The sequence below is a fragment of the Hufsiella ginkgonis genome, from assembly GCF_009834915.1.
In the GTDB taxonomy this organism is placed as follows: Bacteria; Bacteroidota; Bacteroidia; order Sphingobacteriales; family Sphingobacteriaceae; genus Hufsiella; species Hufsiella ginkgonis.
The window spans coordinates 1-26,638 of the sequence record NZ_WVHS01000003.1 but is presented as its reverse complement, the minus strand read 5'-3'; the positions used below and the strand labels follow the sequence as shown (position 1 = coordinate 26,638).

The 26,638-nt window shown below is 51.2% G+C and carries 34 protein-coding genes; 3 read left to right on the top strand and 31 right to left on the bottom strand.

Annotation, left to right across the window (positions count from 1 at the left end; all coding sequences use genetic code 11):
- From rplN to GS398_RS12475, 12 genes are all read right to left on the bottom strand, one after another.
- The gene (gene rplN, locus GS398_RS12530; RefSeq protein WP_160907155.1) at positions 1–369 is read right to left on the bottom strand and encodes a 50S ribosomal protein L14; all 369 of its coding nucleotides are present in this window, start codon (positions 367–369) and stop codon (positions 1–3) included.
- A 1-nt stretch (position 370) separates the two neighbouring features.
- Positions 371–625: a 30S ribosomal protein S17 gene (rpsQ, locus tag GS398_RS12525; RefSeq protein ID WP_160907154.1), complete on the bottom strand. Its 255-nt coding sequence runs from the start codon at positions 623–625 to the stop codon at positions 371–373.
- A gap of 12 nt (positions 626–637) precedes the next feature.
- Positions 638–865, bottom strand: coding sequence for a 50S ribosomal protein L29 (rpmC, locus tag GS398_RS12520; RefSeq protein ID WP_160907153.1), 228 nt, complete (start codon positions 863–865; stop codon positions 638–640).
- A 57-nt stretch (positions 866–922) separates the two neighbouring features.
- Positions 923–1,345, bottom strand: a complete 423-nt coding sequence (gene rplP, locus GS398_RS12515; protein ID WP_160907152.1) for a 50S ribosomal protein L16 — start codon at positions 1,343–1,345, stop codon at positions 923–925.
- Between the two features lie 41 nt (positions 1,346–1,386).
- Entirely contained in the window at positions 1,387–2,274 is an 888-nt protein-coding gene (rpsC, locus tag GS398_RS12510) for a 30S ribosomal protein S3 (protein WP_160907151.1), read from the bottom strand.
- 5 nt (positions 2,275–2,279) lie between these two features.
- Positions 2,280–2,717: a 50S ribosomal protein L22 gene (gene rplV / locus GS398_RS12505; RefSeq protein ID WP_160907150.1), complete on the bottom strand. Its 438-nt coding sequence runs from the start codon at positions 2,715–2,717 to the stop codon at positions 2,280–2,282.
- Positions 2,718–2,723: 6 nt separating this feature from the next.
- Positions 2,724–2,990 carry a 30S ribosomal protein S19 gene (gene rpsS / locus GS398_RS12500; protein ID WP_160907149.1) on the bottom strand — a complete coding sequence of 89 codons (267 nt, stop codon included), beginning with the start codon at positions 2,988–2,990 and terminating at the stop codon, positions 2,724–2,726.
- Between the two features lie 2 nt (positions 2,991–2,992).
- Positions 2,993–3,817 (bottom strand): 50S ribosomal protein L2, encoded by an 825-nt coding sequence (rplB, locus tag GS398_RS12495; protein WP_160907148.1) that lies wholly within the window; start codon positions 3,815–3,817, stop codon positions 2,993–2,995.
- Between the two features lie 7 nt (positions 3,818–3,824).
- Complete coding sequence (gene rplW / locus GS398_RS12490) at positions 3,825–4,115, bottom strand: 50S ribosomal protein L23 (protein ID WP_160907147.1); 291 nt, start codon at positions 4,113–4,115, stop codon at positions 3,825–3,827.
- A gap of 2 nt (positions 4,116–4,117) precedes the next feature.
- A complete protein-coding gene (gene rplD / locus GS398_RS12485) occupies positions 4,118–4,747 on the bottom strand; it encodes a 50S ribosomal protein L4 (protein ID WP_160907146.1) in 630 nt (209 codons plus the stop codon).
- A gap of 4 nt (positions 4,748–4,751) precedes the next feature.
- The gene (gene rplC / locus GS398_RS12480; protein WP_160907145.1) at positions 4,752–5,369 is read right to left on the bottom strand and encodes a 50S ribosomal protein L3; all 618 of its coding nucleotides are present in this window, start codon (positions 5,367–5,369) and stop codon (positions 4,752–4,754) included.
- Positions 5,370–5,704: 335 nt separating this feature from the next.
- Positions 5,705–6,559, bottom strand: coding sequence for a M23 family metallopeptidase (locus GS398_RS12475; protein WP_160907144.1), 855 nt, complete (start codon positions 6,557–6,559; stop codon positions 5,705–5,707).
- A gap of 142 nt (positions 6,560–6,701) precedes the next feature.
- Here GS398_RS12475 and GS398_RS12470 point away from each other — a divergent pair, with 142 nt between their 5' ends.
- On the top strand, positions 6,702–7,289 hold the full coding sequence (locus GS398_RS12470; protein ID WP_160907143.1) for a hypothetical protein: 588 nt from the start codon (positions 6,702–6,704) through the stop codon (positions 7,287–7,289).
- Here GS398_RS12470 and eutC read toward each other — a convergent pair.
- The 9 genes from eutC to GS398_RS12425 all read right to left on the bottom strand — a co-directional run bounded on the left by eutC (position 7,286) and on the right by GS398_RS12425 (position 15,680).
- Positions 7,286–8,056: an ethanolamine ammonia-lyase subunit EutC gene (gene eutC, locus GS398_RS12465; protein WP_160907142.1), complete on the bottom strand. Its 771-nt coding sequence runs from the start codon at positions 8,054–8,056 to the stop codon at positions 7,286–7,288. The genes GS398_RS12470 and eutC overlap by 4 nt on opposite strands.
- Complete coding sequence (locus tag GS398_RS12460; RefSeq protein WP_160907141.1) at positions 8,053–9,435, bottom strand: ethanolamine ammonia-lyase subunit EutB; 1,383 nt, start codon at positions 9,433–9,435, stop codon at positions 8,053–8,055. Before GS398_RS12460 ends, eutC begins: the two co-directional genes overlap by 4 nt.
- A gap of 2 nt (positions 9,436–9,437) precedes the next feature.
- The gene (eat, locus tag GS398_RS12455; protein WP_160907140.1) at positions 9,438–10,766 is read right to left on the bottom strand and encodes an ethanolamine permease; all 1,329 of its coding nucleotides are present in this window, start codon (positions 10,764–10,766) and stop codon (positions 9,438–9,440) included.
- Positions 10,767–10,943: 177 nt separating this feature from the next.
- On the bottom strand, positions 10,944–12,200 hold the full coding sequence (locus tag GS398_RS12450; RefSeq protein ID WP_160907139.1) for a prephenate dehydrogenase: 1,257 nt from the start codon (positions 12,198–12,200) through the stop codon (positions 10,944–10,946).
- Positions 12,201–12,211: 11 nt separating this feature from the next.
- Positions 12,212–12,844, bottom strand: a complete 633-nt coding sequence (locus GS398_RS12445) for a hypothetical protein (protein ID WP_160907138.1) — start codon at positions 12,842–12,844, stop codon at positions 12,212–12,214.
- Positions 12,845–12,929: 85 nt separating this feature from the next.
- Positions 12,930–14,246, bottom strand: a complete 1,317-nt coding sequence (locus GS398_RS12440; protein WP_160907137.1) for a gluconate:H+ symporter — start codon at positions 14,244–14,246, stop codon at positions 12,930–12,932.
- A gap of 12 nt (positions 14,247–14,258) precedes the next feature.
- Positions 14,259–14,606, bottom strand: coding sequence for a cupin domain-containing protein (locus tag GS398_RS12435; protein ID WP_160907136.1), 348 nt, complete (start codon positions 14,604–14,606; stop codon positions 14,259–14,261).
- Positions 14,607–14,739: 133 nt separating this feature from the next.
- Positions 14,740–15,465, bottom strand: a complete 726-nt coding sequence (locus GS398_RS12430; protein ID WP_202406055.1) for a DUF92 domain-containing protein — start codon at positions 15,463–15,465, stop codon at positions 14,740–14,742.
- Positions 15,466–15,467: 2 nt separating this feature from the next.
- Positions 15,468–15,680 carry a DUF3820 family protein gene (locus tag GS398_RS12425; protein ID WP_160907135.1) on the bottom strand — a complete coding sequence of 71 codons (213 nt, stop codon included), beginning with the start codon at positions 15,678–15,680 and terminating at the stop codon, positions 15,468–15,470.
- A 167-nt stretch (positions 15,681–15,847) separates the two neighbouring features.
- Between GS398_RS12425 and GS398_RS12420 the strand changes: the two genes are divergently transcribed.
- Both GS398_RS12420 and GS398_RS12415 read left to right on the top strand, forming a co-directional pair.
- Positions 15,848–15,991 carry a hypothetical protein gene (locus tag GS398_RS12420; RefSeq protein ID WP_160907134.1) on the top strand — a complete coding sequence of 48 codons (144 nt, stop codon included), beginning with the start codon at positions 15,848–15,850 and terminating at the stop codon, positions 15,989–15,991.
- An 89-nt stretch (positions 15,992–16,080) separates the two neighbouring features.
- Entirely contained in the window at positions 16,081–17,577 is a 1,497-nt protein-coding gene (locus tag GS398_RS12415) for a sulfatase family protein (RefSeq protein ID WP_160907133.1), read from the top strand.
- Positions 17,578–17,588: 11 nt separating this feature from the next.
- Here GS398_RS12415 and GS398_RS12410 read toward each other — a convergent pair whose 3' ends face one another.
- From GS398_RS12410 to GS398_RS12365, 10 genes are all read right to left on the bottom strand, one after another.
- Positions 17,589–18,827 (bottom strand): SAM-dependent methyltransferase, encoded by a 1,239-nt coding sequence (locus GS398_RS12410; protein ID WP_160907132.1) that lies wholly within the window; start codon positions 18,825–18,827, stop codon positions 17,589–17,591.
- Between the two features lie 73 nt (positions 18,828–18,900).
- A complete protein-coding gene (locus GS398_RS12405; RefSeq protein WP_202406054.1) occupies positions 18,901–19,761 on the bottom strand; it encodes a DUF1365 domain-containing protein in 861 nt (286 codons plus the stop codon).
- Complete coding sequence (locus tag GS398_RS12400; protein ID WP_160907131.1) at positions 19,758–21,017, bottom strand: NAD(P)/FAD-dependent oxidoreductase; 1,260 nt, start codon at positions 21,015–21,017, stop codon at positions 19,758–19,760. Before GS398_RS12400 ends, GS398_RS12405 begins: the two co-directional genes overlap by 4 nt.
- Before the next feature lies 1 nt (position 21,018).
- On the bottom strand, positions 21,019–22,152 hold the full coding sequence (locus GS398_RS12395) for an alpha/beta hydrolase (RefSeq protein ID WP_160907130.1): 1,134 nt from the start codon (positions 22,150–22,152) through the stop codon (positions 21,019–21,021).
- The gene (locus GS398_RS12390) at positions 22,149–23,183 is read right to left on the bottom strand and encodes an SAM-dependent methyltransferase (RefSeq protein ID WP_160907129.1); all 1,035 of its coding nucleotides are present in this window, start codon (positions 23,181–23,183) and stop codon (positions 22,149–22,151) included. Before GS398_RS12390 ends, GS398_RS12395 begins: the two co-directional genes overlap by 4 nt.
- Positions 23,184–23,397: 214 nt before the next feature.
- Entirely contained in the window at positions 23,398–24,192 is a 795-nt protein-coding gene (locus tag GS398_RS12385; RefSeq protein ID WP_160907128.1) for a DUF1295 domain-containing protein, read from the bottom strand.
- On the bottom strand, positions 24,185–24,520 hold the full coding sequence (locus GS398_RS12380; RefSeq protein WP_160907127.1) for a DUF1475 family protein: 336 nt from the start codon (positions 24,518–24,520) through the stop codon (positions 24,185–24,187). The genes GS398_RS12385 and GS398_RS12380 overlap by 8 nt, the downstream gene beginning before the upstream one ends.
- Before the next feature lie 143 nt (positions 24,521–24,663).
- A complete protein-coding gene (locus tag GS398_RS12375; protein ID WP_160907126.1) occupies positions 24,664–25,425 on the bottom strand; it encodes a DUF72 domain-containing protein in 762 nt (253 codons plus the stop codon).
- A 68-nt stretch (positions 25,426–25,493) separates the two neighbouring features.
- Complete coding sequence (locus GS398_RS12370; protein ID WP_160907125.1) at positions 25,494–25,958, bottom strand: WD40/YVTN/BNR-like repeat-containing protein; 465 nt, start codon at positions 25,956–25,958, stop codon at positions 25,494–25,496.
- A gap of 270 nt (positions 25,959–26,228) precedes the next feature.
- Positions 26,229–26,504, bottom strand: a complete 276-nt coding sequence (locus tag GS398_RS12365; RefSeq protein ID WP_160907124.1) for a WD40/YVTN/BNR-like repeat-containing protein — start codon at positions 26,502–26,504, stop codon at positions 26,229–26,231.
- Between the last annotated feature and the right edge of the window lie 134 nt (positions 26,505–26,638).

The following is a 26,638-nucleotide window of genomic DNA, read 5'->3' as shown; positions in this document are numbered from 1 at the left end:
TTACAGTACCTCCGGTGCTAATGATACAATTTTCATAAACTGTTTTTCACGCAGCTCCCTGGCTACCGGGCCGAAGATACGTGTACCGCGCGGCTCATCCTGGGCATTCAGCAATACAGCCGCATTGTCGTCGAAACGGATATAGGAACCGTCTTTACGTCTTACTTCTTTACTGGTGCGTACGATCACGGCCTTAGAGACGGTCCCTTTTTTCACGTTCCCGGAAGGGATCGCGCTTTTTACGGTAACCACTACTTTGTCGCCCAGGGAAGCATAACGCTTGCCTGTGCCGCCCAGCACCCGGATCACTAAAACTTCTTTGGCTCCGCTGTTGTCTGCAACAGTGAGTCTTGATTCCTGCTGTACCATGTTACTTAGCCCTCTCTAAAATTTGAACCAAACGCCAGTTTTTTGTCTTACTCAGCGGACGAGTTTCCATAATTAACACGGTATCTCCGACACCACATGTGTTTTCTTCGTCATGAGCCTTAAATTTGGTAGTTTTCTTTACGAACTTACCATAGATCGGGTGTTTTACTTTCCTTTCCACGGCAACTACGATGGATTTATCCATTTTGTTGCTTACTACCAACCCGGTACGGGTCTTTCTTAATTGTCTTTCCATTTCGACTTATTGTTATTCAGAAGCGGACCCTGACTCCGCAGATGCTTTCGCTTCCGCTTTGCGCTTGGTCAATTCTGTGTTTAAACGTGCTATATCTTTTCTTACTTTGGCAATCCGGGTAGGATTTTCAATCGCAGAAACGGTATGTGCAAATTTTAATTTAGTGAGGCTGGCCTTTTCTTCGCCAATGCGAGCCACGATCTCCTCTGTTGATAGCCCTAAAATCTCTGAGTTTTTCATTTTTTTCTAGCTTTCGGCTATTGGCTGCCAGCTATCAGCTATCAGCCACCGGCCTTTTTATGCTTCTACGTAATCCCTACGCATAACGAATTTGGTTTGTACCGGTAATTTTTGAGCGGCTAAACGTAATGCTTCCTTGGCAACTTCCAGAGGCACACCTTCAGCTTCAAAGATCATCCTGCCCGGGCGTACAACAGCTACCCAGTACTCAGGGGCACCTTTACCTTTACCCATACGTACTTCGGCAGGTTTTTTGGTTACCGGTTTGTCAGGAAAAATGCGGATCCACACCTGGCCTTCACGTTTCATAAAGCGCGTTACGGCAATACGGGCAGCTTCAATCTGCCTGCTGGTGATCCACGCCGGTTCTAATGATTTTATTCCGAAAGAACCAAAGGCAAGCTCCGCACCGCGACCGGCGAGGCCTTTCATTTTGCCCTTTTGCATCTTCCTGAACTTCGTTCTCTTTGGCTGTAACATGTTCTTATATTTTTATCGGAAAACCGATTTCTGTACTAAAATTATCTTTTTCCACCCCTGAAGCCGCCACCTGCGTTACCGCCACGGTTCTGGCCTGGGCCGCCACTGCGGTTTGGACCACCGCCACCACGATTCTGGCCCGGGCCGCCACCGCGGTTATCGCCCCTTCTGTCGCCGCCCGGACGACGATCGTTGCCACCGCCACGACGGTCGTTCCGATCGCCACCACCGAATGACGCAGCGCCTTCAGCGCCTCTGCCTTTCACGCCGGTAGTCTGGCCGATGTTCGGAGAAAGATCGCGTTTACCGTATACTTCACCTTTACAGATCCATACTTTAATACCGATCTTACCATAAGTGGTATGTGCTTCAGCTAGCGCGTAGTCGATATCCGCACGGAATGTATGCAAAGGAATTCTTCCTTCTTTGTACTGCTCGGTACGTGCCATCTCTGCGCCGCCCAAACGTCCTGAACACATGATCTTGATCCCTTCGGCACCCATGCGGATGGTAGAAGCGATAGATGTTTTCATGGCACGACGGAAGGAGATCCTTGCTTCGAGCTGTTTTGCGATACCTTCGCCAACCAGCTGGGCATCTAACTCAGGGCGTTTGATCTCGAAGATGTTGATCTGAACGTCTTTCTTAGTAAGCTTCTTCAGCTCTTCCTTCACTTTATCAACTTCCTGGCCGCCTTTACCGATCACGATACCCGGACGGGCAGTATGAATAGTTACGGTGATGCGCTTCAGGGTACGCTCGATCACTACTTTAGAGATACCTCCCTTAGAAATACGGGCTGACAGGTATTTTCTTATTTTCTCGTCCTCAACTAATTTATCGGAGTAGTTGTTTCCGCCGAACCAGTTAGAATCCCAACCTTTGATGATTCCTAACCTGTTACCTATTGGATGTGCTTTTTGTCCCATTATCCTTACTTAGCTTGAGATTCAATATTCTTGCTGTCAACGATAAGCGTTACGTGGTTCGAACGCTTCCGGATCCTGTAACCGCGTCCCTGTGGGGCCGGGCGTAATCTTTTAAGCTGACGGCCACCGCCTACAGAGATTGTTTTTACATACAACTCCTGGTCTTCATATTTTAGGCCCTCGTTTTTAGCTTCCCAATTTTTGATCGCCGAGAACAACAATTTTTCCACTCTCGCAGCAGCTTCCTTGTTGGTGAACTTTAAGATCGCTAATGCTTTTTCAACACGCTCTCCGCGGATCATATCGACAACCAATCTCATCTTACGAGGAGAAGTAGGGCAGTTTTGCAGGGTGGCAACAGAAGCGCCGCCTGTCTGAGCTTTCTCCTGCTCTTTGCGTTGTCTGATCAGTACAGACCTTTTAATTTTGTTTGTTGCTTCCATTACCTGTTATTTTTTCTTTTCAGAGTGACCTCTAAATGTCCTGGTAGGAGCAAATTCTCCCAATTTATGTCCAACCATGTTCTCAGTTACATACACCGGGATAAACTTGTTACCGTTGTGTACTGCAAATGTATGACCAACAAAATCCGGGGAGATCATCGATCTGCGTGACCAGGTTTTGATAACAGTCTTCCTGCTGCTATCATTCATCGTATCAACCTTCTTTACAAGGTTGTGGTCAATATAGGGTCCTTTTTTTATCGAACGAGCCATTGTTATTTCTTTCTCCTCTCAATGATGTAACGATCGGATGTTTTCTTCTTATCGCGTGTTTTGAAGCCTTTCGCAAGTAAGCCCTTGCGTGAACGTGGGTGACCTCCGGAAGCCCTTCCTTCACCACCACCCATAGGGTGATCTACCGGGTTCATTGCAACACCTCTTACTCTCGGGCGACGGCCCAGCCAGCGTTTGCGGCCTGCTTTACCCAATACTTCGTTCGCTTTCTCTGAGTTAGACACGGTGCCGATCGTAGCCATGCAGGTAGCCAGGATCATCCTGGTTTCGCCTGAAGGCAATTTTATGATGGCGTATTTGCCGTCGCGTGCAGAAAGCTGCGCATAAGTTCCGGCGCTGCGTGCGATAGATGCACCCTGCCCCGGGTTAAGCTCGATATTGTGGATGATAGAACCTAACGGGATGTTCTTTAAAGGCAACGCGTTCCCTACTTCAGGAGCAGAACCTTCGCCTGATACGATCACCTGTCCGACCTGCAGTCCTTCGGGAGCGATAATGTAACGCTTCTCTCCGTCCGCGTAGTTTACCAGGGCGATACGTGCCGTACGGTTAGGGTCATACTCGATCGTTGCCACAGTTGCAGGAATGGTATGCTTATCGCGTTTGAAATCGATGATACGGAACGACTTTTTATGGCCGCCGCCGAGGTAACGCATGGTCATCTTACCGGACTGGTTCCTGCCACCGGATTTTTTAATGGATGTTACCAACGACTTTTCAGGAACGTTAGTCGTAACATCAGAATAATCACCGCCTACTCTGAAACGGGTACCGGGAGTAACCGGTTTAAATCTTCTTACTGCCATGATCTAATTAAATATTGCTGTAAAAGTCAATGGTTTCACCTTCTTTCAGCGTAATGATCGCTTTTTTGTACTTAGGCGCATTACCTGATACAAATCCGGCTTTAGTATATCTTGTTTTCTTCTTCCCCGAAACCACGATGGTATTGATCGATTCGATACTCACATTATACATCGACTCAATTGCCTGTTTGATCTGCAATTTGTTGGCCTTAGGATTCACTTTGAACGAGTACCTGTTTAACTTCTCAGTAAGCAGGGACGCTTTTTCTGTTAAAATGGGTTTCTTTAAGATTTCCATAATTATTTGGACAATGCCTCCTCCAGGGTTTTAACAGAACCTGCGGTCAGTAAAAGCTTGCCTGCGTTCAATACATCGTAGGTATTCAACTGGTCGGCTGTGATCACTTTTGCTTTCTTTATGTTCCGGCTTGATAAATAAACCGTTTGATTTGCGGCTGGCAGTACCAGTAAGGTTTTCTCACCTGCCACGTTCAGATCAGTCACCATCTTGATGTAGCTCTTGGTCTTTACGGCATCGAAGGTGAAATCTTCCAGCACCACAATGTTGTTGTCCTTCGCTTTGTAAGTAAGGGCGGACTTGCGGGCCAGGGCTTTAAGCTTCTTGTTCAGTTTAAAGCTATAGTCGCGCGGTTGCGGACCGAACACACGGCCGCCACCATTAAAGAGCGGCGATTTGATGCTGCCTGCACGGGCGCCGCCTGTACCTTTTTGTTTATATAATTTGCGGGTTGACCCTGCAATTTCGTTACGCTGTTTTGATTTATGCGTTCCCTGGCGCTGGTTAGCGAGGTACTGCTTTACGTCCAGATAAACAGCGTGGTCGTTCGGCTCGATACCGAATATCGCATCAGAAAGCTGCACCTTAGCGCCTGTTTCTTTGCCTGCTATATTGAATACGTTAACTTCCATCTCCTTATTTATCTACAATTACGTAAGAACCTTTAGCTCCCGGAATTGAACCGCTCACTACCAGTAAATTTTGCTCGGCATATACTTTCAGGATCTGAAGATTCTGGATCTTCACCCTGGCGCCGCCGGTACGACCGGCCATGCGCATGCCTTTAAATACGCGTGACGGCCATGAAGACGCACCCAGTGAACCAGGAGCCCTTAACCTGTTGTGCTGGCCATGCGTTTGCATACCCACACCACCAAAACCGTGACGTTTAACCACGCCCTGGAAACCTTTACCCTTAGAAGTGCCAACTACGTCTACGAAATCGCCTTCGGCAAAGATGTCGACTGTGATGGTTGAACCCAATTCCTTCGCATCCTCAAACGTCTTAAACTCCACAAGCTTCCGCTTTGGAGTAGTGTTTGCTTTTGCGAAATGTCCTTTGAGCTGTTCGGTGGTGTTCTTTTCTTTCTTTTCGTCGAAAGCTAACTGAATGCCGTCGTAGCCGTCTTTATCGACCGTACGAACCTGTGTTACAACACAAGGCCCAGCTTCGATCACCGTACAAGGGATGTTCTTCCCGTCGGCATCGAAAATGCTGGTCATTCCTACTTTTTTTCCAATAATTCCTGACATTTTCTTTTAATCTTTTGTGCCCATCGAAGCAGTAGGGCTTCGTTCAAGACATTTTAACCCCCCGAAAGGGACGGCAAAGATAGAAAACATTAATTAATTGTCAAATAGTGAGCTTGTTATTTTTCAAGAAATATTTATAGCAAGTTTTACCTGGCCGCGGCAGGTTCGCTCATCGATAGATTTCCATTGTAAACCGCACCGTTTTCAACCACCAGGTTGCCCGTTATGATCCCGCCTTTTACTTTGCCCGAACGCTTAACGGTGATGTGCGCCGCCTGGATATCCCGGTAACGAGCCGTGCACGATCACTGCTTTGGCGCGGATGTTTCCCGACGTCAATTTACAAGGTTCAGAAATTTCACCGGGTTGATGAGCTTATTATGCAGCCTCACCTCGTAATGCAGGTGAGCTCCTGTTGAGCGGCCGGTAGATCCCACTTTACCGATCAGCTGACCGGCCGTAATGGTCTCCCCTTCCCTTACCACTATCTTCGACAGGTGTCCGTACAATGTTTCGTAGCCCGCGATGTGTTTTACCCGCACACACTTTCCGTAGCCGCTAAACCATCCTGCGCGCACTACTTTGCCTCCGGCGGTGCTTTTAACGGCATCGCCCTGGTTGCCCCTGAAATCGAGGCCGGGATGAAACTCCGTTCTCGAAAAATCATAAGGATCGTTCCTGAAACCGAAACGCGAGGTCACGGACGGCTGCCCGGGATACCCCAGCGGCACATTCGAGATGCCTGAAAGCACCCGGCTTACATACTGGTCCATCAGCGCATAATTCTCCACCAGCGGCAGGCTCGACAATACTTCGCTGCCCCCGCCTGCTGCATCTTTCGAAAATCCGCGCACGCCTCTTTTCAATAACGTTTTATTGATACTGCTCAGTTTTTTCTCGATGTGCTCGATATATCCGCGGAGCTTCGAAGTGTCGGCCCGTTCGGGGATCTGCGCCTTTAATGCCGATAACTGCACGTTCATCTGCCGCAGTTTTTCTTCGTTCTCGCGGTTGCGCTGTGATAAAAAGGCCGTAGCCGCTAACATACTCAACACGGAAACCACGATACAGGTGACGTAATATTTTGCCCTGGTAATGTGCTTCGTTTTGACCCTGGCAGAGGTCAGTTTAGGTTTATTAAGATCAATGATCAGAATGGTGGATTGCCCTGGTCTCTCTGATACCAACATACTTGTATAGCCCTGTTTAATAGGTTACAAACTTCATTTTCATTTTTTAAACATTTCACAGGTACAGATGTATCGCGGCAGCGAAGCGCAATATAAAACCTTTTGATGAAATCTGTTGTTGCGAAATAACAAAACACCTATTATGAAGACAATACATTTTTTAATCGGCACCGCGCTCACGGCAGGCGTGCTGAGCGGCTGCAACAGCAAAGAGCACAAAGACGCTGACACCGATACGGTACTAACGGAAGAAGCGGTTACAGGGTCAGACGAGCCGCAGATCACCGCCGGCTCTTATACCGATCTCAATACGGGAAAACAGGTTTACATCGTAAAAGACCCGGAAACAGGTTATGCCATGGACAGCATCGCCCGTATACCCGTGGAGCTGTACATAGACAACTCCGGCGATACGATCTACAAAACCGGCGTGGTGGTGAACAACGCGGTGGTACGGTCTGATGCAGGTACGTGGATCCTCGACGAATCGAAGGTGAAGGTGGATGGCGACAAAATCAAGATCAAAGACGGCGACACCAAAATAAAGATCGACGGCGACAAAATGAAAGTAAAAGAAGGCGACTATAAGCTAAAAACCGACGGTGATAAATCCAAAGAAAAAGACGGCGACTATAAAAAGAAAGTTGACGGTGAAGACAGCAAGGTAAAAACCGACGAAGTGAAGATCAAAACCGAAGACGGCAAGACCAAGGTAAAACCGAAGGACTAAGGCAGCAATCCCGTTTCGTCTTTCAGGGCGATGCCGGATACTTTGCGCCGCAGCGATTCCCGTACCAGGTAGGCGATCTTTTCGGCCGCCTGGCCGATAGAAAGTCCGGCGGGATGAATATTCGACACGCAGTTCCTGCCCTCATCGGTAAGCCCGCGCATCGGCCGGTAGGTAATATAGGCGCCCATGCTTTGCGGCGAACTGAGCCCGGGCCGTTCACCGATTAATATGAGGCTTAGCCCCGCCCCCAGTAATTGCCCTACAGGATCAGCAAACGCAACCCTGGCCTGTTCGGCAATTATCAATGGGCCAAGTGTAAACCCGGCCTGCGCCAGCCTGTTTACCAACAGACGCACCAACGCTGGTGCATGCCGGTTCACGGCTTCCGAAGATAAACCATCAGCCAGGATGATGCATACGTCACAGCTATCACATCCATAAGCTTTAACCAGGGCGACGGAGCGCTCATCGGGCTCTCTCCCCAGGTCGGGTCGCTGCAGGTATTGGTCGCGGTCGGCAGCCTTGCTTTTCAGGTGCATTACCGGCAGACCTGCCGGCTTTAATTCATCGTGAAGCGCGTTTACGTCGAGCATAGAAAATACCGCATCACGCGCAGCGGCATGCGCCAGCTTAAATGCGAGCGCTTCTTTATGGGGTACCGAAGTGCCCGTGCGCCCCAGGGCGATCCTGGCACGCGTAAATTGTTTCAGCGCCGCGGTATGATCGCTGACGATGTAAGGATGCCTGTTCTTTTCTTCACCGCTCATTGACCAATCCCTCCCAACAAACGTGTATAGGTCCCGGCATCCGGCAGCTGGTTACCTTGCCTGTCCATAATTCCCTGCTGTACCAGCCAGGCCTCAAACTCGGGGGCGGGACGCAAGCCAAGCGTCCTGCGCAGGTAGAGGGCGTCGTGAAATGACGTCGACTGGTAGTTGAGCATCACATCGTCTGCGCCGGGCACGCCCATAATAAAAGTACAGCCGGATACTCCGAGAAGCGTGATCAGCGTATCCATGTCGTCCTGGTCGGCTTCGGCATGGTTGGTATAACAAACATCCATCCCCATGGGAAGGCCGAGCAGCTTCGCACAAAAATGGTCTTCTAACGCAGCGCGGATGATCTGTTTGCCATTGTAAAGGTATTCAGGACCGATAAAACCCACTACCGAGTTCACCAGCAGCGGGTTGAATTTGCGGGCCACCGCATAGGCGCGTGTTTCGCACGTCTGCTGATCGATGCCGTAATGGGCGTTGGCGGATAACGCACTTCCCTGTCCCGTTTCAAAATACATCACATTATTGCCGATCGTGCCGCGATTAAGTGATAATGTAGCCTGGTAAGCCTCTTCCAGGAGCGACAGGCTGATCCCGAAACTGGCGTTGGCGCTTTGGGTACCAGCAATCGATTGAAAAGTAAGATCGACGGGCGCATGTTTCTCGATCAGGTCGAGCGTGGTGGTTACGTGGCAAAGCACACAGGATTGCGTGGGTATGGCAAACTGCCGCCGGAAATTATCGATCATCTCCAGGAGGCGGCGTGTGTTGGCGGGGCTGTCACCCGCCGGATTAATACCGATCACCGCATCGCCGCTCCCGTACAGGATCCCATCAATAATGCTGGCGGAGATCCCGGCAGGGTCGTCTGTAGGGTGATTGGGCTGCAGCCGGGTAGACAACCGCCCGCTTAACCCGATCGTATTACGAAAAGACGTAAGCACTTCGCATTTTTTTGCTGCCGCGATAAGCTCCTGGTTCCGCATAAGCTTGGATACTGCGGCGGCCATCTCGGGCGTGATCCCGTTTGCCAGTGACTTCAGCACCGCTGTATCGCAGGCGTCGCTTAGCAGCCAATCGCGGAACTGCCCCACGGTAAAATGGCCGATGGGTTTGAAAGCCGCCGCATCGTGCGAGTCGATAATGAGGCGGGTTACTTCATCCTGTTCGTAAGGGACAAGCGCTTCGCGGAGAAATACGTCGAGGTGCACATCCGCCAATGCGATCTGTGCGGCTACATGCTCCTGGTAGGTAGTTGCCGCAACACCTGCAAGCGCATCTCCCGACCGGAAAGGAGTAGCACGGGCAAGCAGGGTCTTTAAGTCGTTAAACGTATACGTAAGGTGTCCGATGCTGTATTTATAAGCCATGATCAGGGGTTCGAACCGGTTCCGGGTACGTGCGCGCCGTTAAGGGTCTTCCCCGAACCAGGCACCAGGAAACAGATCCCGCCCATCAATACCATCCCGGCCACGAATAGCAGGGCCAGGCGCGGGTTAAACCAGGTGATGGCTGCCAGCGAAATCACCGACAGCACCAACGCAATGGCCGGGAACAACGGATAAAACGGCGCGATAAACGGCCGGTGCAGCCCCGGCTCTTTTTTACGGATCACGAACAGGCTGATCATACTGGTAATGTACATCACCACAGCTCCCATCGCCGAAAGGATAATTACCTGCCCGGTAGTATTGGTAAGCAGCGAGATACAGCCCACCAGGCCGCCGGCAATGAGCGCCCAGTGCGGCACCCGGGTTTTGGGATGCACCTGCGACAGGAACCTGGGAAGGTACCCGCTTCTTGCCAGCGCATAGATCTCGCGCGAATAGCTCAGGATAATACTATGAAAGGAAGCGATCAGCCCGAAAAGACCGATCCCGGCAAAAAGCCTGGTCAGGCTGCTGGTCTTTCCCAATACAATGCCGATGGCTTCGGGCAGCGGGTAGTCGATCCTGCTCAGCCGGCGCCAGTCGGTAATGCCGCCGGTAAGCACCATTACCCCCATGGCAAGCACTACCAGGGTAAACATTCCCCATAAATATCCCCTGGGGATGTTGCGTGCCGGATCCCTCACCTCCTCGGCCACCATGGCCACACCTTCTATGGCCAGATAAAACCAGATGGCGAAGGGCAGGGCCTCAAATACGCCCGGCCAGCCATGTGGCATAGGATTGGCCATAAAGTTGGTGTGCTCGTAAGCGGGCGCCACGATACCCATAAACAACAGCAGCTCTGCCACCGCCAGGACGGTAACCGCCAGCGAAAACATGGCCGACTCCTTAACCCCCAGCAGGTTGATCACGATAAACAGGACATAGCATCCGAAGGCTACCGCCAATACCGGTGCCGCCGGGTGAAGAAAATGCACATAGCTCCCCAATGCAAGCGCGATGGCGGGCGGCGCAAAAACAAACTCAACCAGGGTGGCGTACCCGGCGATAAAGCCGCCCAACGGGCCACATGCCCGGTACGAATACGCGAACGGGCCGCCGGCATGCGGAATGGCCGAGGTAAGCTCCGTGAAGCTGAAAATAAACGTGACGTACATTACCGTGATCAGTAACGTGGCGATCAGGAACCCGACGGTGCCGGCCGCATCCCAGCCGTAATTCCACCCGAAATACTCCCCCGATATCACCAGGCCTACCGCAATAGCCCAAAGGTGAATGGCGGTAAGGGCGCGTTTAAGGGGCTGGGACATGTCGGTGCAGTAAGAGGATCTTAGTTGGGATTAAGATAGAAAAAATAACCGGAATTTATAGTTGGACGTTGTTAGTTCCATCTACCGCAAATGCCCATGTTTATACCCATGACCCGATTGACGAACGCATCCCCCTTGCAGGAGTGAGAAGGTACAAAGTCGAACACATTACGTAACCTAAATCAGCCGGCTGATCAACTCCCCGCTCTGCGCCAGCCCATCCTGCAAACGGTGGGAGAAAAACGCCTTAGTGGCTTCGAAATGGGCTTTATAGCCTTCCATATCACCATAGCCGATAATAGACGACCATTCGCGTACGGCGGAGTGAAATTCGAGGTCATCGCCGCGAATACCTTTGTCGAACAATGCCGTATGTATGGATTCCTCGAGCAATTCCTCGTTTTTAAAAAGATATTCGGCAATACCCAGTCTCAGGCGAAAAGGCGGGGTCTGGCAGATCAGGTTATCATAAGGGTTTACGCCGAGGTGATACCAGGCGTCTACCATGGCCAGCAGGCTCAGGTGGGAGTTGGGCCGCCTTGCACCGGTGTTACCGGAAAGCTTATAGGTTTTCATGATGGCGTCGTCGAGCATCAGCAGCTCGCGGCTTTCGTGGAAAACGAAGTCGCGTGCTTTATAGATCCGTTCCCTGAAAGGGGCTTCGTCTTCACGGATCATCATTTTAAAGAGCTCTGACTCTGATACGGCATATTGCCTGACCTGTTTGCGGGCGTAGGGATTTAGGATGGCAAGGCCCGCATATACGTGCGCTTTGTAACTAAAAATACGCAGGGTGGTAAGGATCTTTACATTATCGATCCCCCCGTTATTATAAGAATCATTATCCCAGGGATAAAAACCGGCGTTCTTCCAGGCGGTACCCATGCTTTCGAAACCCATGTGGGTGAGGGCCTGCGTATCGGCCACGATCTGGTCGTGCTGGTGGTAATCGGGGATCTCGGCCACCTTCGATCCCAGGGCCTTGTAGACCTCCAGCGCGGCGGCATAAGCTTCGTCCGTAGCCCGGTGCCTGATAACGATGAGTTGCTGCCCCGCGGTAGGAAACGCGGGGCCGTGCAATGAGTGGCAGGTAACGATATGTGCGTGTTGCGGGAGATAACGTTCAAAGGCGGCGATCTCGGGGGTTTTCACCGAGGTTTGTCCGCCCACAATGGCGCCCATTTTGGTGGCATGACCACTGGCAGCCACTACTTCCGCGATCTTTTCGGCCTCTACCGAATAAATGATGAAGTCGGCCGCAGCCGAAACCTCGGCGCCGTTTTCGAGCACCGAAATTCCCTCGGGCGCTAATTCCCGCTGCAACGCCTCACGCGTACCGGGCAAATCGCATCCCAGGGTATCATAACCTGCTTTACTGAAAGTGCGGGCATATAGTTTGCCCATATCGCCGAGGCCGATAATACCGATCTTCATGATGCCTCCGGTTATTTGCTGCGCGTAGTGTCGTTTTCGACCTCTTTAATGGTGAACGTATTGTTGCGCAGGCTGTATTCTACCTGCTTCTTTCCTGCTGAGGGTTTTCCGGCAGGATCGCTTTCACCGAATAATGGGAAATCTCTGCGCAGCTTGCCGTCTTTCACGTATACGGAGTCCATCCCGCGGTACAGCTTCCGCGTGGCAGCGGTCAGCTCCGGGAATTTAAGTGGTTGTGCCGAGCCGGAATTATTAAATTCGTATACGTACAGGTTCAGGTAAGAGCCCTCCCCTTCGCCTTTCGACTGGATAAAGATCTCGGGGTTGCCGTCAGAATCCATATCCATGTTCCAGGCATCTTCTACCCGGCCATCGAGCTTTCCTTCCGTAGACCGGTACTCGAGGTGGGTAGAATCAGAACGAAGGATAAGGAACGAACCGCTGGATTCGGAGCCACGCCCCCAGCTTAACACGTCGAACGTAAGTCCCGGTTTTACTTCAATGGCCTTATGAAACCGGAAAGGCGCCGTTAACGCCGGCTCTTTAATCACCTGCTCTGCCACCACCTTGCCTTTATCGTCGCCGGCACACGACGCCATCAGCGACGCTGCCGCGGCTGCAATGAAAAACGAAATTTTCTTCATGATGGTCAAAGCTAGTAAAAACGTTTGAGGTTATACGTTATACGTTTCCTGTCACGCCATGCGGGCACGTATAACGTAACTTATTCTAGTGTATCACCATATTCAGCAGCATCACCCCTGCGATCCCCCCCAGGGATACAAGCGTTTCCATCATCGACCAGGAACGTAGCGTATCTTTTACGGAGATGTTAAAGTACTCTTTAAACATCCAGAAGCCGGGGTCGTTTACATGGGAGAACATCAGGCTGCCGGCGCCGATAGCGAGCACCATCAGGTTGGGGTCTGTACCGGAGGCCGCCAGCACCGGAAGCATAATACCTGCAGTGGTAAGGCCGGCAATGGTGGCGGAACCGAGGCATACGCGGATCAAGGCGGCGATCAGCCAGCCGAGGATCAGCGGGTGGACGTGCAGGTCGCGAAGCGCCGTTGCGATCTCCGCGTTAACGCCGCTATCCACAAATACTTGTTTTAGCGCGCCGGAGCCGCCGATGATCAGCAGGATGATAATGATGTCCTTCAGCGACTCGCCGTAAACGGCCATCACTTCCTTCATGCTCCTGCCGCCCGAAACCCCCAGCGTGAAGGTGGCCACCAACAGGGCCAGCAGCATGATCACCGAAGGTTCGGAGAGAAATGTCAATAACGACGAGATACCCTTAACTCCCGGCAACAGGAACTGTAAAGCGGTGACCGCCATCAGTAATACTACCGGGAGCAGCGAAGAAAAAAAGCTGTTAAAAGCGCCGGGAAGCCGCTCTTCCGGGATGTCATCGGTATAAAATGACTTAAGAGGCACAGAAACGATGTTCTTTAACGTACGGGTGTATAAGGGACCGGCAATAATGATCACGGGCACCGCCAGGATAATGCCATATAAAAAAGTAAGCCCCATATTGGCGTGGAACTGCGTAACGAGCACTGTAGGCGACGGATGTGGCGGCAGGAACCCATGCATCACCGAAAGGGAAGAAAGCATAGGCAGCCCGATGTATACCGGCGGGATCTTATACTTGCTGACCACGGAGAAGATCAACGGGATCATGAGCACAAAACCGACGTTATAGAACAAGGGGATCCCGATCACGAAACCGGTGATGACCATGGCCGCCTGCACATACTTTCGCCCGAACAGGTCCATAATCACGGTGGCGATGCGTTGTGCGGCGCCGCTCTCGGCCACCAGCTTGCCCAGCATTGCGCCGAACACGATGATACAGATAATTCCGCCGATGGTATCGCCCACTCCTTTGGAAACAGATTTTGCGACGCTCTCCAGCGGGATACCCAATAAAAGCCCCGCCATGAGCGAAACGATAATGAACGCGATAAAGGCGTTGATCTTTCCCCAGGTAACTAGCCCAACGAGCATAAGGATGGAAAACAGGATGATAAGGAAGGTCATGAGTCGGATCTTCTAACTCAAAAAGTCTTCGCGCATCGGGCTGAAAGCGTCAACCAGCATTCCCGGTTCCAGGCACCTGCATCCATGGATCACGTGCGGGGGTACGTAATAGCCGTCGCCTGCGCGGATCAGGCGAACGTCATCGCCGATCGTCATTTCGAAAACCCCGCTCTCCACATAAGTTACCTGCGAATGCGGATGTTGATGCAGCTCGCCCACGGCCTCTTTCTCAAAAAGAGCCTTAACCAGCATGATCTTGTCGTCGTAGCCGAAAACCTGGCGTTTGATACCGTTCCCGAGGTCATGCCAATGGGTTTCTTTTTCGAACTGGTAAAGAAGGCTTTGCGTGATATTGTCCATAAGTTATAATTGGGCGACTATCGTTCCAAGTCAAAGGTAATGAAGATCGGCGTTTTCTCTTCGCGCCGTTTGCGAAATTTCTTTGTGGTACTGTATGGCGCTTAAATTCATACAAAGAAATTTCGTAAAGGATTTACATGAACGGCGCAAAGAGGCAAGCAGCGATGGCGGCCGCAAGCGTATTTAAGAAGTTAACGACGTTATTGCCGATGATCCCGCGCCGCTCGAGGGTGGCGCCGAGCACCGAGTCAGCAGCATTGCCGAGTGTGCCGGCTATGATGATCACCGGGATGGCGGCAAGCTGCCCATATCCCAGGTAATGGGTCACGGCAATTACGGCAGCGCCAAGGACGCCGATGAGGCTCCCTTCGAGGCTAATGACGCCGTCTGCCCCCCGCCTGCCCGGCCGGAACGAGTTAATATGATAAAAACGCCTTCCATAAACGGTACCAAGCTCCGATGAAAGCGTATCAGCGGCTGCCGAAGCGATAGCCGCCGACATCATAAGCAGCATCAGGTCATGACGCGACGTGATAAAAGCGGCCAGCGCCAGCAAACCGGCGACTCCCGCATTGGCCACCACCTGCCACGCGTTTCTGCGCACCTGGTGGTCCTGCTCCGGCGCATACTGCCGTTTCACTTCTTTCTTCCACGACGTAGCGGCGGTACCCATCACAAAAAACACCGTGAGCGACAGCAAAGCCGGGTAGCCGCCGGCTGCAAAGATCAATGCGCCGAGTAAAGCCCCGACGGCAGAAGCCGCTACCGTTAATTTCTTTGCCCGTATGCTCCAGGTCATGCCGGCCAGCAGCAGCAGGCATGCAGGAATTGCAGGTACCAGGTCGTCGGGCGAAATCAACGTCAGCGATCTTTTAATGGTTTAAGCAGGTACTCGAGCCCGTTCAGCCGGATCTCGTACATAGTGGACAACAGTTCGCCCATTTTCCCCGCAGGGAAACCCTTGAGCTGGTACCACGATAAATAATGCTCCGGCAGGTTACAAATGATGGTTCCCTTATACTTACCGTAAGGCATAGGCATGGTTACCAGGCTTTTTAAGATCTCGGGGTTCATGGCGATCGGTTAAGCAAGCGCTTCGCAGCAACTTGGCAACGGCGAAGATAAATACTATCCAGTTTACCGGACCTGGACGACATGAAAGATCAGAATTTTAAAACGATCCCCGCTATTAAAAAGTTATCTGTAAAGTGTCCTGATCATTTACAAACAATTACATCGTTATGGAAAACAAAAAAGAAAGCGCCAAAAAGGAGTCAACGCATCCCAAATTAAAAACAGAGCGGCCGCTGGCCGAAAAAGACGAATTCCGCGAGGCACAGATCCGCACCAAAAAGGGATACGAAAAAGTAAAAAGGGATAAATAGGATTAACTATCTTACCAGCATTCGGGGTAAGTTTGCGCTGCGGGTTAGTTCCTGAGCTTGCCGAAGGAATCCTGCCAATCAGACTTACTATGGCAAAAAGATTTATCCACGTGGCCCTTGTGCTGTTCCAGCTGGCAGGTGTTAATAATATTGCCGCGCAAACATTGCCCGATCTTCCCAAATCAGCGAGGACATCGCCCCGGCTGAATGTCGTTTTCATTCTCACAGACGATCACCGGAACGATTTTATGGGTTTCACCGGCAAGATCCCCTGGTTAAAAACGCCAAACATGGACCGCATGGCCAGCCATGGCGCTTATTTCAGGAATGCGTTCGTTACCACTTCACTTTGTTCTCCCAGCCGTACCTCGATCCTCACCGGGCAGTATTCGCATGTACATACCATCGTGGATAACGTGGCGCCCGAACCTGCCAACCTGTTAGTTTTCCCGCAATACTTGCAACGGTCGGGATACCAGACCTCTTTTTTCGGTAAATGGCACATGGGCAACGACGACGACAAGCCGCGAAAGGGATTCGATCACTGGGAAAGCTTTAAAGGACAAGGCGTTTACTGGAACCCGGAGCTAAACATCGATGGCAAACAGGTAAAGTATACCGATTCCACCTATATCACCGACCTGCTAACCGAACATGCCATCTCCTGGTTAAAAGCACGTGACCCAAAGAAGCCGTTCTTCTTGTACTTATCCCATAAAGCCGTACATGCGCCCGTGGAGCCCGCTAAAAGACATGCAGGGATGTACAGCGGCAAGCAGTACGCCCTTCCCGTAACTTTTTTCCAGACCCAAACGGACGAGTACAAAAAATATGGCTGGCCCGACTGGGTAAAACAGCAGCGCTACAGCTGGCACGGCGTAGATTTTCCCTACCACGCGCACCAGCCCATTGATGAGTTAGTGCGTAAATATTGCGAAACACTTGGCGCGGTAGACGAAAGCGTAGGTGCCGTAATGAACTACCTGGAGGAAACCGGCCTTGATAAAAACACCGTGGTAATTTATATGGGCGACAACGGGTTCAGCTGGGGTGAGCACGGACTGATCGATAAACGCCATTTCTATGAAGAATCCGTAAAAGTTCCCTTCCTGGTATGGTCGCCAAAATTGTTTAACGGCGGGAAAACGATCACGAAGATGGTACAAAACATCGATATCGCGCCCACCGTGCTGGAATGGGCCGGCCTGAAAAAACCGGATTACATGCCGGGTAAATCGTTCGGCCAACTGTTACGCGGCGACGAGAGCGGCTGGCGCGACAAGATCTTTTATGAATACTTCTGGGAGTACGATTTCCCGATGACGCCCACCATCTTCGGTGTGCGCACCGACCAGTACAAATACATCAGGCCCTGGGGCATCTGGGATACGCACGAACTGTACGACCTGGTAAAAGACCCGCTGGAAATGCATAACCTCGTACTGGATACCGCTTATACGCGGATCCAGAAACAACTTGCCGGGGAGCTCTTCAACTGGCTGGAACAAACGAACGGCATGCAGATCCCGTTAAAAAAGACCATTAAAAGGCCCTCGGGCGATTACCGGCATCAGGGACAGTTTTAGCAGGTCGTACGTTAACGCTCAACATTATTGGGCCTGCTATACACCAGCTGCATCACATTGATATTACGCATGGTAAAGGCGGCCTCGCAGTAGCAGAGGTAATAATTCCACTTGCGGACAAAAGCATCGTCGAACCCCAGGGCATGTACTTTCTGCAGGTTTTGATTAAACTGTTCGAACCAGGTCTTTAAGGTAGCGGCATAGTCGAGGCCGAGGTCTTTGAGGTCTACCAGCGTCATATCGCCGGTGCGGTTAACGGCCGAGTTGATGGCCGCAACCGATGGCAGCAGCGATCCAGGGAAAATATGTTTCTGTATCCAGTCGACGCCGTTCCGTAAGCTCCGGTAGCGCGAATCGGGGCTGGTAATTACCTGTATCGCCAGGATCCCCTCCTGTTTCAGGAGCTCGTGGCAGCACCTAAAATATTGGTCGAGATGTTTGTAGCCAACTGCTTCGAGCATTTCTACCGACACGATCTTGTCATACCGGCCCCGGATATGGCGATAATCCATCAGCAGGATCTCCACCTTGCCAGCAAGACCTTCCCCGTTCACGCGTTCGCGGGCCAGCTTTAGCTGTTCTTCGGAAATGGTAAGCGAAGTAACTTTACAGCCATAGTTCTTGGCCATGTAAATAGCGTTCGCTCCCCAGCCGCTGCCTATTTCGAGCACATGGTCTGTCGCTTTAAGATGGAGCTGTCGGCAGAGCCGCTCATATTTGGCATACTGCGCTTCTTCGAGCGATAAGCCTTCTTTAAAAAAGTAAGCGCTCGAATAAGTCATCGTGGGGTCGAGAAAGCTGGTGAAGAAATCGTTATTGAGGTCGTAATGGGCGGCAATATTCCGGCGGGAGCCGGAAAGTGTATTATCTCTTTTTGAATGGATAAGCTTGTTGAACCACTTAAGCAGGTTTAGTGCAATAAAGCGCGATTTGCCGCCGGAAACCACCGGGGTATTGTCAATATTGTACAGCACCCAATTGATCACGCCGGTGATGTTATCGGTTTCCCAAAGCCCGTCAACATAAGCCTCGCCAAAACCGATATCCCCGTAAAGGATAATGCGTTTATAAAATTCGTTGTCTACGATGGTGATCCTGGCCAAAGCGGTGCCCTTACCATCCCCGATGGTAATGTTCTCGCCGCAGGGCAAGGTAAGGTAAAGCCTGCCCCTGTTCATTCCGGCAAGTACTTTCAGTACAATATCCTGGTAAAAACCACTTTTTCTAACGAGTGTAAGCGTGTTAGCCATGTAGCAGACTGTTAGGTATATAATTGTCGTTATCTACGAACTTTCCCTGCTGAAAAGTTTTTCGATCGTAAAATTATTTCGTCTTGTACGGGCGGTAAACGTCTTTTTGAAGGTGCTTATCATCGGCTTTCTTGTGAAAAGGCAGCTTCTTAAGCCACAACTTCAACGCCTGCCAATGGATAAGCCCGATCACCTTTAAGGTAATAAGCGGAAAGCTAAGGAAATAGGCTAGCAGCTTCGCATCGGTCAACGGCACACTTTCTCCCGTTAACGTACTGATAAAAAAACGTTTACCGGCCTGGTCAAAATCGTCGATCCGGATCCGCAGCTTCTGGCCGGGTACCTGCAGGTCGAAATCGAAACGGGTATCCATGTCAATGAACGGTGAAACGTAAAAGTCCTTTGCAGTATTTAACCGGAAGTGATCACCGTTCCTTGTTTCCAGGCCAAGCAAATAGGGCTTCATCTCCCGGAACGTGTTGCATACTTCTACCACCGCACATAACGGACGCTCCTTCTCATCATAACAGAAATAAAACGACACCGGGTTAAACTGGTATCCCAGCGTACATAAATTGGTGAGCACCATGATCCGGCCGTTGCCGATGTTAATATCTTGCCCGGCAAGATAACCGATGATATGTTGCCTGGTGGTTTTACTTGTCTCCGGTTTTTCCCGGGGCAACTGCAGATGATCTTTATCCCTGAAATTGAAGAGGTTAAAGCGATTCCTGCTCATGAACCGTAATCGTGCCGACAAGCCATCGATCTCGTCAAGATCCAGGTAAAACATAAAAATATCATAGTGAAAGCTATGCTCCTTCGGCGACAGCCGGTGGTGCATTACCCGGGCTTTGTAGAGGCAGGAGTTGGGGAGGGCTTTCATCAGGATCGGTTGTCGGTTCCGGCTTGGCGCTTTAAAGTCAGTGATCATTGGCAGCCGATCGCTGGTAATCCCCTGCACAACTCCACCGCGCTCGCAAACGCATCCTCATGGAACCCATATTTAAAATAGCTGCCGCAGAAATAGACAGGACCTGTTTCATTTAATTTTTTCAATTCCGCCTGTGCGTTTATGGCCGGCACATCAAATAGCGGATGCTCGTAATCCAATTCTTTCAGGACCTTATTCCCGGCGAGGTCGCTATGCGGGTTGATGGAAACGAAATAGTTTTTTTTGCCTGATACGCCCTGCAAGCGGTTCATCCAATAAATGGTACCCGGTTGTAAAGCGCCATTCTCTTCGCGGATCCGGTAGTTCCAACTACTCCACGCCAGCTTTGATTTGGGCATAATGCTTTCGTCGGTGTGGAGAACCGCCTTATTGTATTGGTACTTAAATGTGGATAACAGCCTATCCTCCTCATTGGAGGGCTGTTCCAGCAATGCCAATGCCTGATCGGCGTGGCAGGCCAGGATCACGCGGTCGAACACCTCCTGCGAGCCATCCGACGCATGCACGACCGCCTTCCCGTTGGCGCGTGAAACTTTTACCGCCCCCCGGTTTAAATAGATCTTATCTTTAAACGGACGGATCAGGATCTCACGGTAGGATTGGCTGCCCTTTTCGAGCGTATACCACTGGTGCTGTGTATCGAGCCCTAAAAAGCCATGGTTCAGGAAAAAACGGATCAGGGTTACGGCGGGAAAGTCGAGCATCTGCTCCATCGGGGTCGACCAAACCGCCGAGCTCATGGGTACCAGGTACTTCCAGAGCATTTCCTCCCCGAAATTAAATTCACGAATGTACCGGCCGATCGAATAGTCCGCATACCTTGGATCATCGAGGATCCGGACGCTTTCTTTATTGAAACGGCTTATCTGCCGCAGCATCCGGAGGTAGGAAAGATTAAAAATATTCTTCCGCTGTGCGAACAGGTGATTTACGCTCGAGCCACTGTACTCGAGCCCGCTCGGCACATGCTGTACGCTGAAAGACATGTCGGTTTTTTTAACCGGCGCGTTGATCTCGGTAAACAGCTTACACAGGTTTGGATACGTTTTGTAGTTAAATACCATAAAGCCGGTATCGATGTACACCGGTTTGCCGTTTTCGTCTACCGTTACCGTATTGGTGTGGCCGCCCACGTAATCATTCTGTTCGTAAAACGTAAGATCTGTTTCGCGGTGAAGAAAGTGACCGCAACCCATACCGGCGATACCGGTGCCAATGATGGCCGTTTTATGCATATTATTTCGTTGCGTAACGTAAAAAACGTTCGATCACATAGTTTGATAGCTGCCCGCCGGGACCATTCTGTATATAATCGAACCCGTGTGTAGCCCAGGGTAACTGCAGCCAGAAATGCTTAACGCCGTTCTCCTGCAGCTTCTCATTTAGCCGGCGACTGTGCTCATAGGCCACCAGCACGTCATTTTCGCCGTGGATAATCAGGGTCGGCGGCGATCGCCTGCTTACAAACTCCAGCGGCGAGCTTGCCGCATAATTGCCGGGGACCTTTTCATACGGACCGCCGAGGTAATCGCTCATCACTTTTCGCGAATCCATGATCAGCGGGTTCGACGGAATCGAATATCCCCAGACCATATCGGCAGGGCCATAAAAATCGACCACGCCTTTTATCGAGGGGTCGGCCAGGCTATAGGCAGCCAGGAGCGCGATCTGCGAACCGGCAGACCGCCCGATGAGCACGAACCTGCCGGTATCGATCTGCAGGCTGTCGGCATGCCTGCGCAGGTAACCCATTGCGGCCCTTACGTCTTCTACCGGGGCCGGCGACCGGTATGCGGGTGCTTTACGATAGTTGATAGCCGCCACCTGGTAACCTTTTTCGGCCAGCAAGCCATTCAGCTCCGGGATCTGCCTGCTGTTGCCTCCCTTCCAGGAGCCACCGTGCACTACGATAACGCAGGGCCGCTTGCCGGCGATCTGTGAAGCATAAAAATCGAGATTAAGTGATTCTTTCCCGTAATTCACATAAGTTAACGACGAAAAAGGTACCTCCTTACGCCGGTAATACAGTGATTTGAACGGGTTATAGGGCATTTCAGCCGCGTTATCCACATTTGCAGTGCCGGGGCCGAACGCCGCCCCGAACTTTGTTGATAACTTATTGGCAACCATCAAGCCCCTGAAGACCGGTGTTAAAAACAGGATAACAGCCAGGATCCCCAAAACCGTTCCAGGCATCTGGTACTTTCCGAAGCGGTAACCGGTGGCCAGTACTATTCCTGCGATCAGCGCGAATACCCACGAAAGCTCTCCCGCAAGAATAGCGATGAGCCACAGGTGAAACTCAAACGCCTTAAAAACAGTGAGCAACGAAAACAGGAAGAGCAATAGAAGCAGGATGAACCGGATCATTTGTTTGTTTTATGAAATAAATAGTGGCTCACGAACCATTCGTTGCCGTTATTGTAATTCCAGAGCTCCGCACAGGCCATGTAAAAGATCCGCCAGTATACCCACCATTTCAGCGCGTTTTCACTGCCATAGGTTTGTTCGAACAGCGGCACGATCTCTTTCTTGTGCGCGTCCATATTGCGCAGCCAGGCTTCAGCGGTTTTCCCATAATGAGACCCGCTCACGTGCCAGTGCTTTTCGACCACGAGGTCGTCGTTAAAATAAAGGACCAGGTCGTCGCTGGGCATGATCCCCCCGGTGAAGAAGTACTTGCTCATCCAGTCGGTATCATCGATCACTTCGAAAAGATAAGCATATTCTTTATGAGTAAAGATGTGGATCCATAACTTTCCATCAGGCCTGAGGAAGGAAGCTATCCTGGCGAGCAACAGCTGGTAGTTGCGCATGTGCTCGAACATTTCGACAGATACCACACGGTCGAACTGTTCGTCGACGGTAAACGTGTTCATATCCGCCGTGATCACCTTAAGGTTGGTGATGCCTCTCGCCGCTGCCTGTCCGTCGATGTGCTCCTTCTGCGTCCGCGAGTTGGAAACTACTTTAAACCGGCTCCCCGGGAACTTAGTTGCCATGTACAACGATAATGATCCCCAGCCGCACCCCAGTTCAAGCACATCCTGCCCGTCTGTAAGCTCGGCACGCTGGCAGGTGAGCGCAAGCATGTCATCTTCTGAAGTATTGATATCGGTAACCCCATTTTTCCAGTAACCTGATGAGTATTTGAGGTTCTTCCCGAGACAGTACCGGTAAAACTGTGCGGGTACCTCGTAATGCTGCTCGTTTGCTTCAGCGGTGTTCACGGCGATCGGCGATACTTTCAGCTTGCCGATCAGCTGCATCAGGTGTGCCTGCTGGTGCTCAACACTGCCCTTGTTCTCGTCGCTCAGCCGCTGCTTTAAGCGCCTGCGTATGCCTTTGCGAAGGACCAGGTCGGGAACCTTATTTTGTTCAATCAATTTATCGTACCACATAACTTGTATAAGGCTGGGTTAACATTCTATGTACCAGGATTACGTGATTTAAGTCCATCCGGATTTGGCGGCAATTAGTTTTCAATTATTCTTATGCGCAGTGGGCCCGTTTACCGGTTCATAAAGCGCCGATGCTGATTATTGAGGGCTCACGCCAAGGGCGCGAAGCAGGACTACTTTTAGCGCCCCTTACGAAAACCCTTTTACGTGAATATTAACCCTTTCGAAACCACGGAACAAATACGCTCACTTTCTCCTGGTACCTCTTAAATGCCGCTCCTTTTGAGCACAGCGACTGCTCTTCAGTCGCCGGGATACCCGTAACCTTCAACAGCAGGTAAAGAATAACGGCGGGGCTGATCACCGCCACGCAGCCATAGGGCGATGCCAGGGCGAATACGAAGTACGACATCCACATCATCCACTGGAAGAAGTAATTCGGGTGACGCGAATAATGCCATAAGCCCGTATCGCATACATTGCCTTTTTTATCCGGGTCTTTTTTGAACGCCGCCAGTTGCCGGTCTGCAAGGGCTTCGCCCGAAACGCTAATAAGCCATAATATAAAGCCGGCGTATTCAAAAGCAGATAGCCGGGGTTCCGTATTCATGGTAATTACAAAGAACGGGGCCGCCAGCAATACATTCGAAATTCCCTGGAGCTGGAAGAAAAAGAAAAACTTCCGCTCCGCTGACGGCGCCCACTCCTTGCGAAGCTGCCGGTAACGGCCTTCCTCTTCGTCAAGATGGCTGATGATCCTGGCGGACAAATGGGTTCCCAGCCGCAACCCGGCAACGATCGTCATCCCGCAAATGAGCCATTTACGGGTTTCAAATCCTGGCGCCAGCAGCAGCAGGATAATGCCAATGACCGGGAAATTATATGACCAGAAAATGTCGACCACACCCGCATTCCTGATCTTATGCGCCCAGAGCCAAACCAGCGCCATGATGCCACAGCAAGCCACCAGGCTGATCAGAACCAGCCACCAAACCGAATAATTACCCATATCGCTTCGAAAAAAGTTCTTTTAACCCTTCAGCAGGGTTTAGCCTGAATAGCTGGATGAGCATAAAAACAGCGGCAGCAATACTGCCTGACGTGACTAACAATACCAGCCATAATCCCTTAAGCCACCAATTCCGCTCCTTATAGCATACCCAGCAATAGATCACCAGGATGTTGGCATAAAAATCCCAAAGCGTGGCGCGCATCCAGGCGATGGAGGCCAGGTGATCCCATTCTGTAAAAAGATTATGGGCAATAGAAGTGCCGATCACGATGTAGCACATCCACAAGAGAACCACGCTAAAAAGTACCTTAAGAAAAATGATCATAGGCTGTCATGACTTAATCAAAACAATCTACGGAATTTGGGTACTCAGCGGTTTCATCAAAAAATAATTGCAGGGTATGAACCGCCCAGGGAGAATTCTGCAAACAATTTCGGAACGACAAATGGGGAGGGCGGGGAAAGGTTCTACCCCGCCGTTACGTAACTGTTCAGTTTGGCGAGGTCCTTAACGGCATCCCCTACGGTATTGTTAAAGTAGGTGTAAACGGTTCTGCCCGCTGCCAGCCAGTCGCGGATGTACTGCGCGTATTCGTATAGCATATCATCTGGGTAGCCCCCGCGATAATCGCCTGCCAGGCCATGAAACCTGAGGTAAGTAAACGGCGCATGCAGCTCCTGGAAGCTGGTACCGGACGCCGGCATGTCATGCAGCACCAATCCCATTCCGTATTCATCGAGCAAATCATAAGTTTCCGGCTGGTACCATGACCGGCTGCGAAATTCCAATGCAGTTTGCCATTCGTTTCCCGGATCTGCCGCGCGGATCAGCCGGACCAGGTTCCCGACCTGCCGGGCATAATAGCTCGTAATGGAGGGTGGAAACTGTACCAGCAGGCTGCCTTTCTTCTCGCCCACATTGTTAATCACGCTCATAAACCGTGCGACTTCGTCGGGGTCGTAAACCAGTTCTTTCTGATGGGTGATCTCCCTCCAGAGCTTAAAGCTGAACCTGAAGCCGGCCGGGACTTCTGTGGCCCACTTCCGCATGGTCGAACCCATAGGCACCTTATAAAAAGAGCTGTTTATTTCGATGCTGTTAAACAGCGATGCGTAGTAAGTAAGTCGTGTTTTGTCCCTAAACTCCGGCGGGTAGGACAGCTTGTTGGGTACGGGCAGCACCAGCCCGCTGGTTCCTGAGTAATAATTGACTTCCTGATCGTTGTCCATTTCGTTATTCCGGGTTACCGGTGAAATGCTTAACAACTATTAGCCTGCACTGTTGAGAGAAATGTTAACTACCGTATTCTCTTTACCCGGATCACGCTGGCCGGGTTCACCGCGTAGCCTGTGAGACCCGGAAAACTGCTTCCCAGGATAACCCCCGTGGTTGATTCTATCGCCGAAGAGCCCTCCCAGTGCTCACCGCCGTCGCCAGTAACGTAGATAGAGGAACGTGCGTAGCCGATATCGCCTCCGGTGTAATCGCTCCTGCCGAGTGCGATGCCCGCTTTTGCATCCCAGAAATGCATCGAGAAGGTATCGCGCGGCGCATCAATTGACATTGTCCACGAGCTGGCATCATCCACAGAGCGGATTACTTTATCCTGCCCCGAAACATAGGGCGAAGCGCCGCTGCCCGCCGCATAATACCCTGATCCAAAGCCAGGGGCAGCCACCTGCCAGCTTGCACCGCCATCGGTAGTTTTCAGCAGCTTATCTCCTAAGCAGGGGATATACCCCTTTTTATCGTCGATAAACATCGGTTCGACATCTTGCCGACCTTGGCCTCCACCGGCACGGGCGACCAGGATGCTCCGCCATTGGTGGTCTGCAGGATACTCCCGCCGGTGCAGAAACCGAGTAAGGGGTTTACAAAATAAACGGAAGAGATCGCCTGCTTTGCCGCAGGCGTGTAAATCGTTGTCCAGGTTTGCCCGCCATCGAGCGTTTCCAGGATAAATCCGCCGGCAGGCGTACACCCGGTCCCCCCGCAGCTGCTTTCGCCGCCGACAGCGAACCCTTTTGCTGGTTTACAAAAAGAGGCCGAATATGGGGAGGGTTACGCCGGAAGATAAGGGTGTCCAGTTTTTCGCTGAATCGACGGTTTTATAGATACCCCCCTTGTTCCCGGATACATAACCGATCTCGCCATCGACGAAAAACACGGATTGAAGCGGTTCCGGGAACTTTGAAGACAACACGATGGTTTTGATCTTCACGGCGGATGCCGGCGCCCCATTATCGCAGGAGATGAGCAGCGCCGAAGCGATACAGGCAATGAAAAAAACGGATCTTTTATTGTTCATGGCGAATGGTTCGGGATAACAGCTAATACGAGAACTTTTAGGAAAGTGCTACAAGGGGGGTATAATGGTGGGATTTGCAAAGGGTTGGGGATGACACATCAATGTGATCTTACGATTCTCCTTCGGCAATTCGC

Bases quoted from the DNA above. Each gene is read 5' to 3' on its own strand.
- rplN (WP_160907155.1), bottom strand. From the start codon at position 369: ATGGTACAGCAGGAATCAAGACTCACTGTTGCAGACAACAGCGGAGCC.
- rpsQ (WP_160907154.1), bottom strand. From the start codon at position 625: ATGGAAAGACAATTAAGAAAGACCCGTACCGGGTTGGTAGTAAGCAAC.
- rpmC (WP_160907153.1), bottom strand. From the start codon at position 865: ATGAAAAACTCAGAGATTTTAGGGCTATCAACAGAGGAGATCGTGGCT.
- rplP (WP_160907152.1), bottom strand. From the start codon at position 1,345: ATGTTACAGCCAAAGAGAACGAAGTTCAGGAAGATGCAAAAGGGCAAA.
- rpsC (WP_160907151.1), bottom strand. From the start codon at position 2,274: ATGGGACAAAAAGCACATCCAATAGGTAACAGGTTAGGAATCATCAAA.
- rplV (WP_160907150.1), bottom strand. From the start codon at position 2,717: ATGGAAGCAACAAACAAAATTAAAAGGTCTGTACTGATCAGACAACGC.
- rpsS (WP_160907149.1), bottom strand. From the start codon at position 2,990: ATGGCTCGTTCGATAAAAAAAGGACCCTATATTGACCACAACCTTGTA.
- rplB (WP_160907148.1), bottom strand. From the start codon at position 3,817: ATGGCAGTAAGAAGATTTAAACCGGTTACTCCCGGTACCCGTTTCAGA.
- rplW (WP_160907147.1), bottom strand. From the start codon at position 4,115: ATGGAAATCTTAAAGAAACCCATTTTAACAGAAAAAGCGTCCCTGCTT.
- rplD (WP_160907146.1), bottom strand. From the start codon at position 4,747: ATGGAAGTTAACGTATTCAATATAGCAGGCAAAGAAACAGGCGCTAAG.
- rplC (WP_160907145.1), bottom strand. From the start codon at position 5,369: ATGTCAGGAATTATTGGAAAAAAAGTAGGAATGACCAGCATTTTCGAT.
- GS398_RS12475 (WP_160907144.1), bottom strand. From the start codon at position 6,559: ATGTTGGTATCAGAGAGACCAGGGCAATCCACCATTCTGATCATTGAT.
- GS398_RS12470 (WP_160907143.1), top strand. From the start codon at position 6,702: ATGAAGACAATACATTTTTTAATCGGCACCGCGCTCACGGCAGGCGTG.
- eutC (WP_160907142.1), bottom strand. From the start codon at position 8,056: ATGAGCGGTGAAGAAAAGAACAGGCATCCTTACATCGTCAGCGATCAT.
- GS398_RS12460 (WP_160907141.1), bottom strand. From the start codon at position 9,435: ATGGCTTATAAATACAGCATCGGACACCTTACGTATACGTTTAACGAC.
- eat (WP_160907140.1), bottom strand. From the start codon at position 10,766: ATGTCCCAGCCCCTTAAACGCGCCCTTACCGCCATTCACCTTTGGGCT.
- GS398_RS12450 (WP_160907139.1), bottom strand. From the start codon at position 12,200: ATGAAGATCGGTATTATCGGCCTCGGCGATATGGGCAAACTATATGCC.
- GS398_RS12445 (WP_160907138.1), bottom strand. From the start codon at position 12,844: ATGAAGAAAATTTCGTTTTTCATTGCAGCCGCGGCAGCGTCGCTGATG.
- GS398_RS12440 (WP_160907137.1), bottom strand. From the start codon at position 14,246: ATGACCTTCCTTATCATCCTGTTTTCCATCCTTATGCTCGTTGGGCTA.
- GS398_RS12435 (WP_160907136.1), bottom strand. From the start codon at position 14,606: ATGGACAATATCACGCAAAGCCTTCTTTACCAGTTCGAAAAAGAAACC.
- GS398_RS12425 (WP_160907135.1), bottom strand. From the start codon at position 15,680: ATGAACCCCGAGATCTTAAAAAGCCTGGTAACCATGCCTATGCCTTAC.
- GS398_RS12420 (WP_160907134.1), top strand. From the start codon at position 15,848: ATGGAAAACAAAAAAGAAAGCGCCAAAAAGGAGTCAACGCATCCCAAA.
- GS398_RS12415 (WP_160907133.1), top strand. From the start codon at position 16,081: ATGGCAAAAAGATTTATCCACGTGGCCCTTGTGCTGTTCCAGCTGGCA.
- GS398_RS12410 (WP_160907132.1), bottom strand. From the start codon at position 18,827: ATGGCTAACACGCTTACACTCGTTAGAAAAAGTGGTTTTTACCAGGAT.
- GS398_RS12405 (WP_202406054.1), bottom strand. From the start codon at position 19,761: ATGATCACTGACTTTAAAGCGCCAAGCCGGAACCGACAACCGATCCTG.
- GS398_RS12400 (WP_160907131.1), bottom strand. From the start codon at position 21,017: ATGCATAAAACGGCCATCATTGGCACCGGTATCGCCGGTATGGGTTGC.
- GS398_RS12395 (WP_160907130.1), bottom strand. From the start codon at position 22,152: ATGATCCGGTTCATCCTGCTTCTATTGCTCTTCCTGTTTTCGTTGCTC.
- GS398_RS12390 (WP_160907129.1), bottom strand. From the start codon at position 23,183: ATGTGGTACGATAAATTGATTGAACAAAATAAGGTTCCCGACCTGGTC.
- GS398_RS12385 (WP_160907128.1), bottom strand. From the start codon at position 24,192: ATGGGTAATTATTCGGTTTGGTGGCTGGTTCTGATCAGCCTGGTGGCT.
- GS398_RS12380 (WP_160907127.1), bottom strand. From the start codon at position 24,520: ATGATCATTTTTCTTAAGGTACTTTTTAGCGTGGTTCTCTTGTGGATG.
- GS398_RS12375 (WP_160907126.1), bottom strand. From the start codon at position 25,425: ATGGACAACGATCAGGAAGTCAATTATTACTCAGGAACCAGCGGGCTG.
- GS398_RS12370 (WP_160907125.1), bottom strand. From the start codon at position 25,958: ATGTTTATCGACGATAAAAAGGGGTATATCCCCTGCTTAGGAGATAAG.
- GS398_RS12365 (WP_160907124.1), bottom strand. From the start codon at position 26,504: ATGAACAATAAAAGATCCGTTTTTTTCATTGCCTGTATCGCTTCGGCG.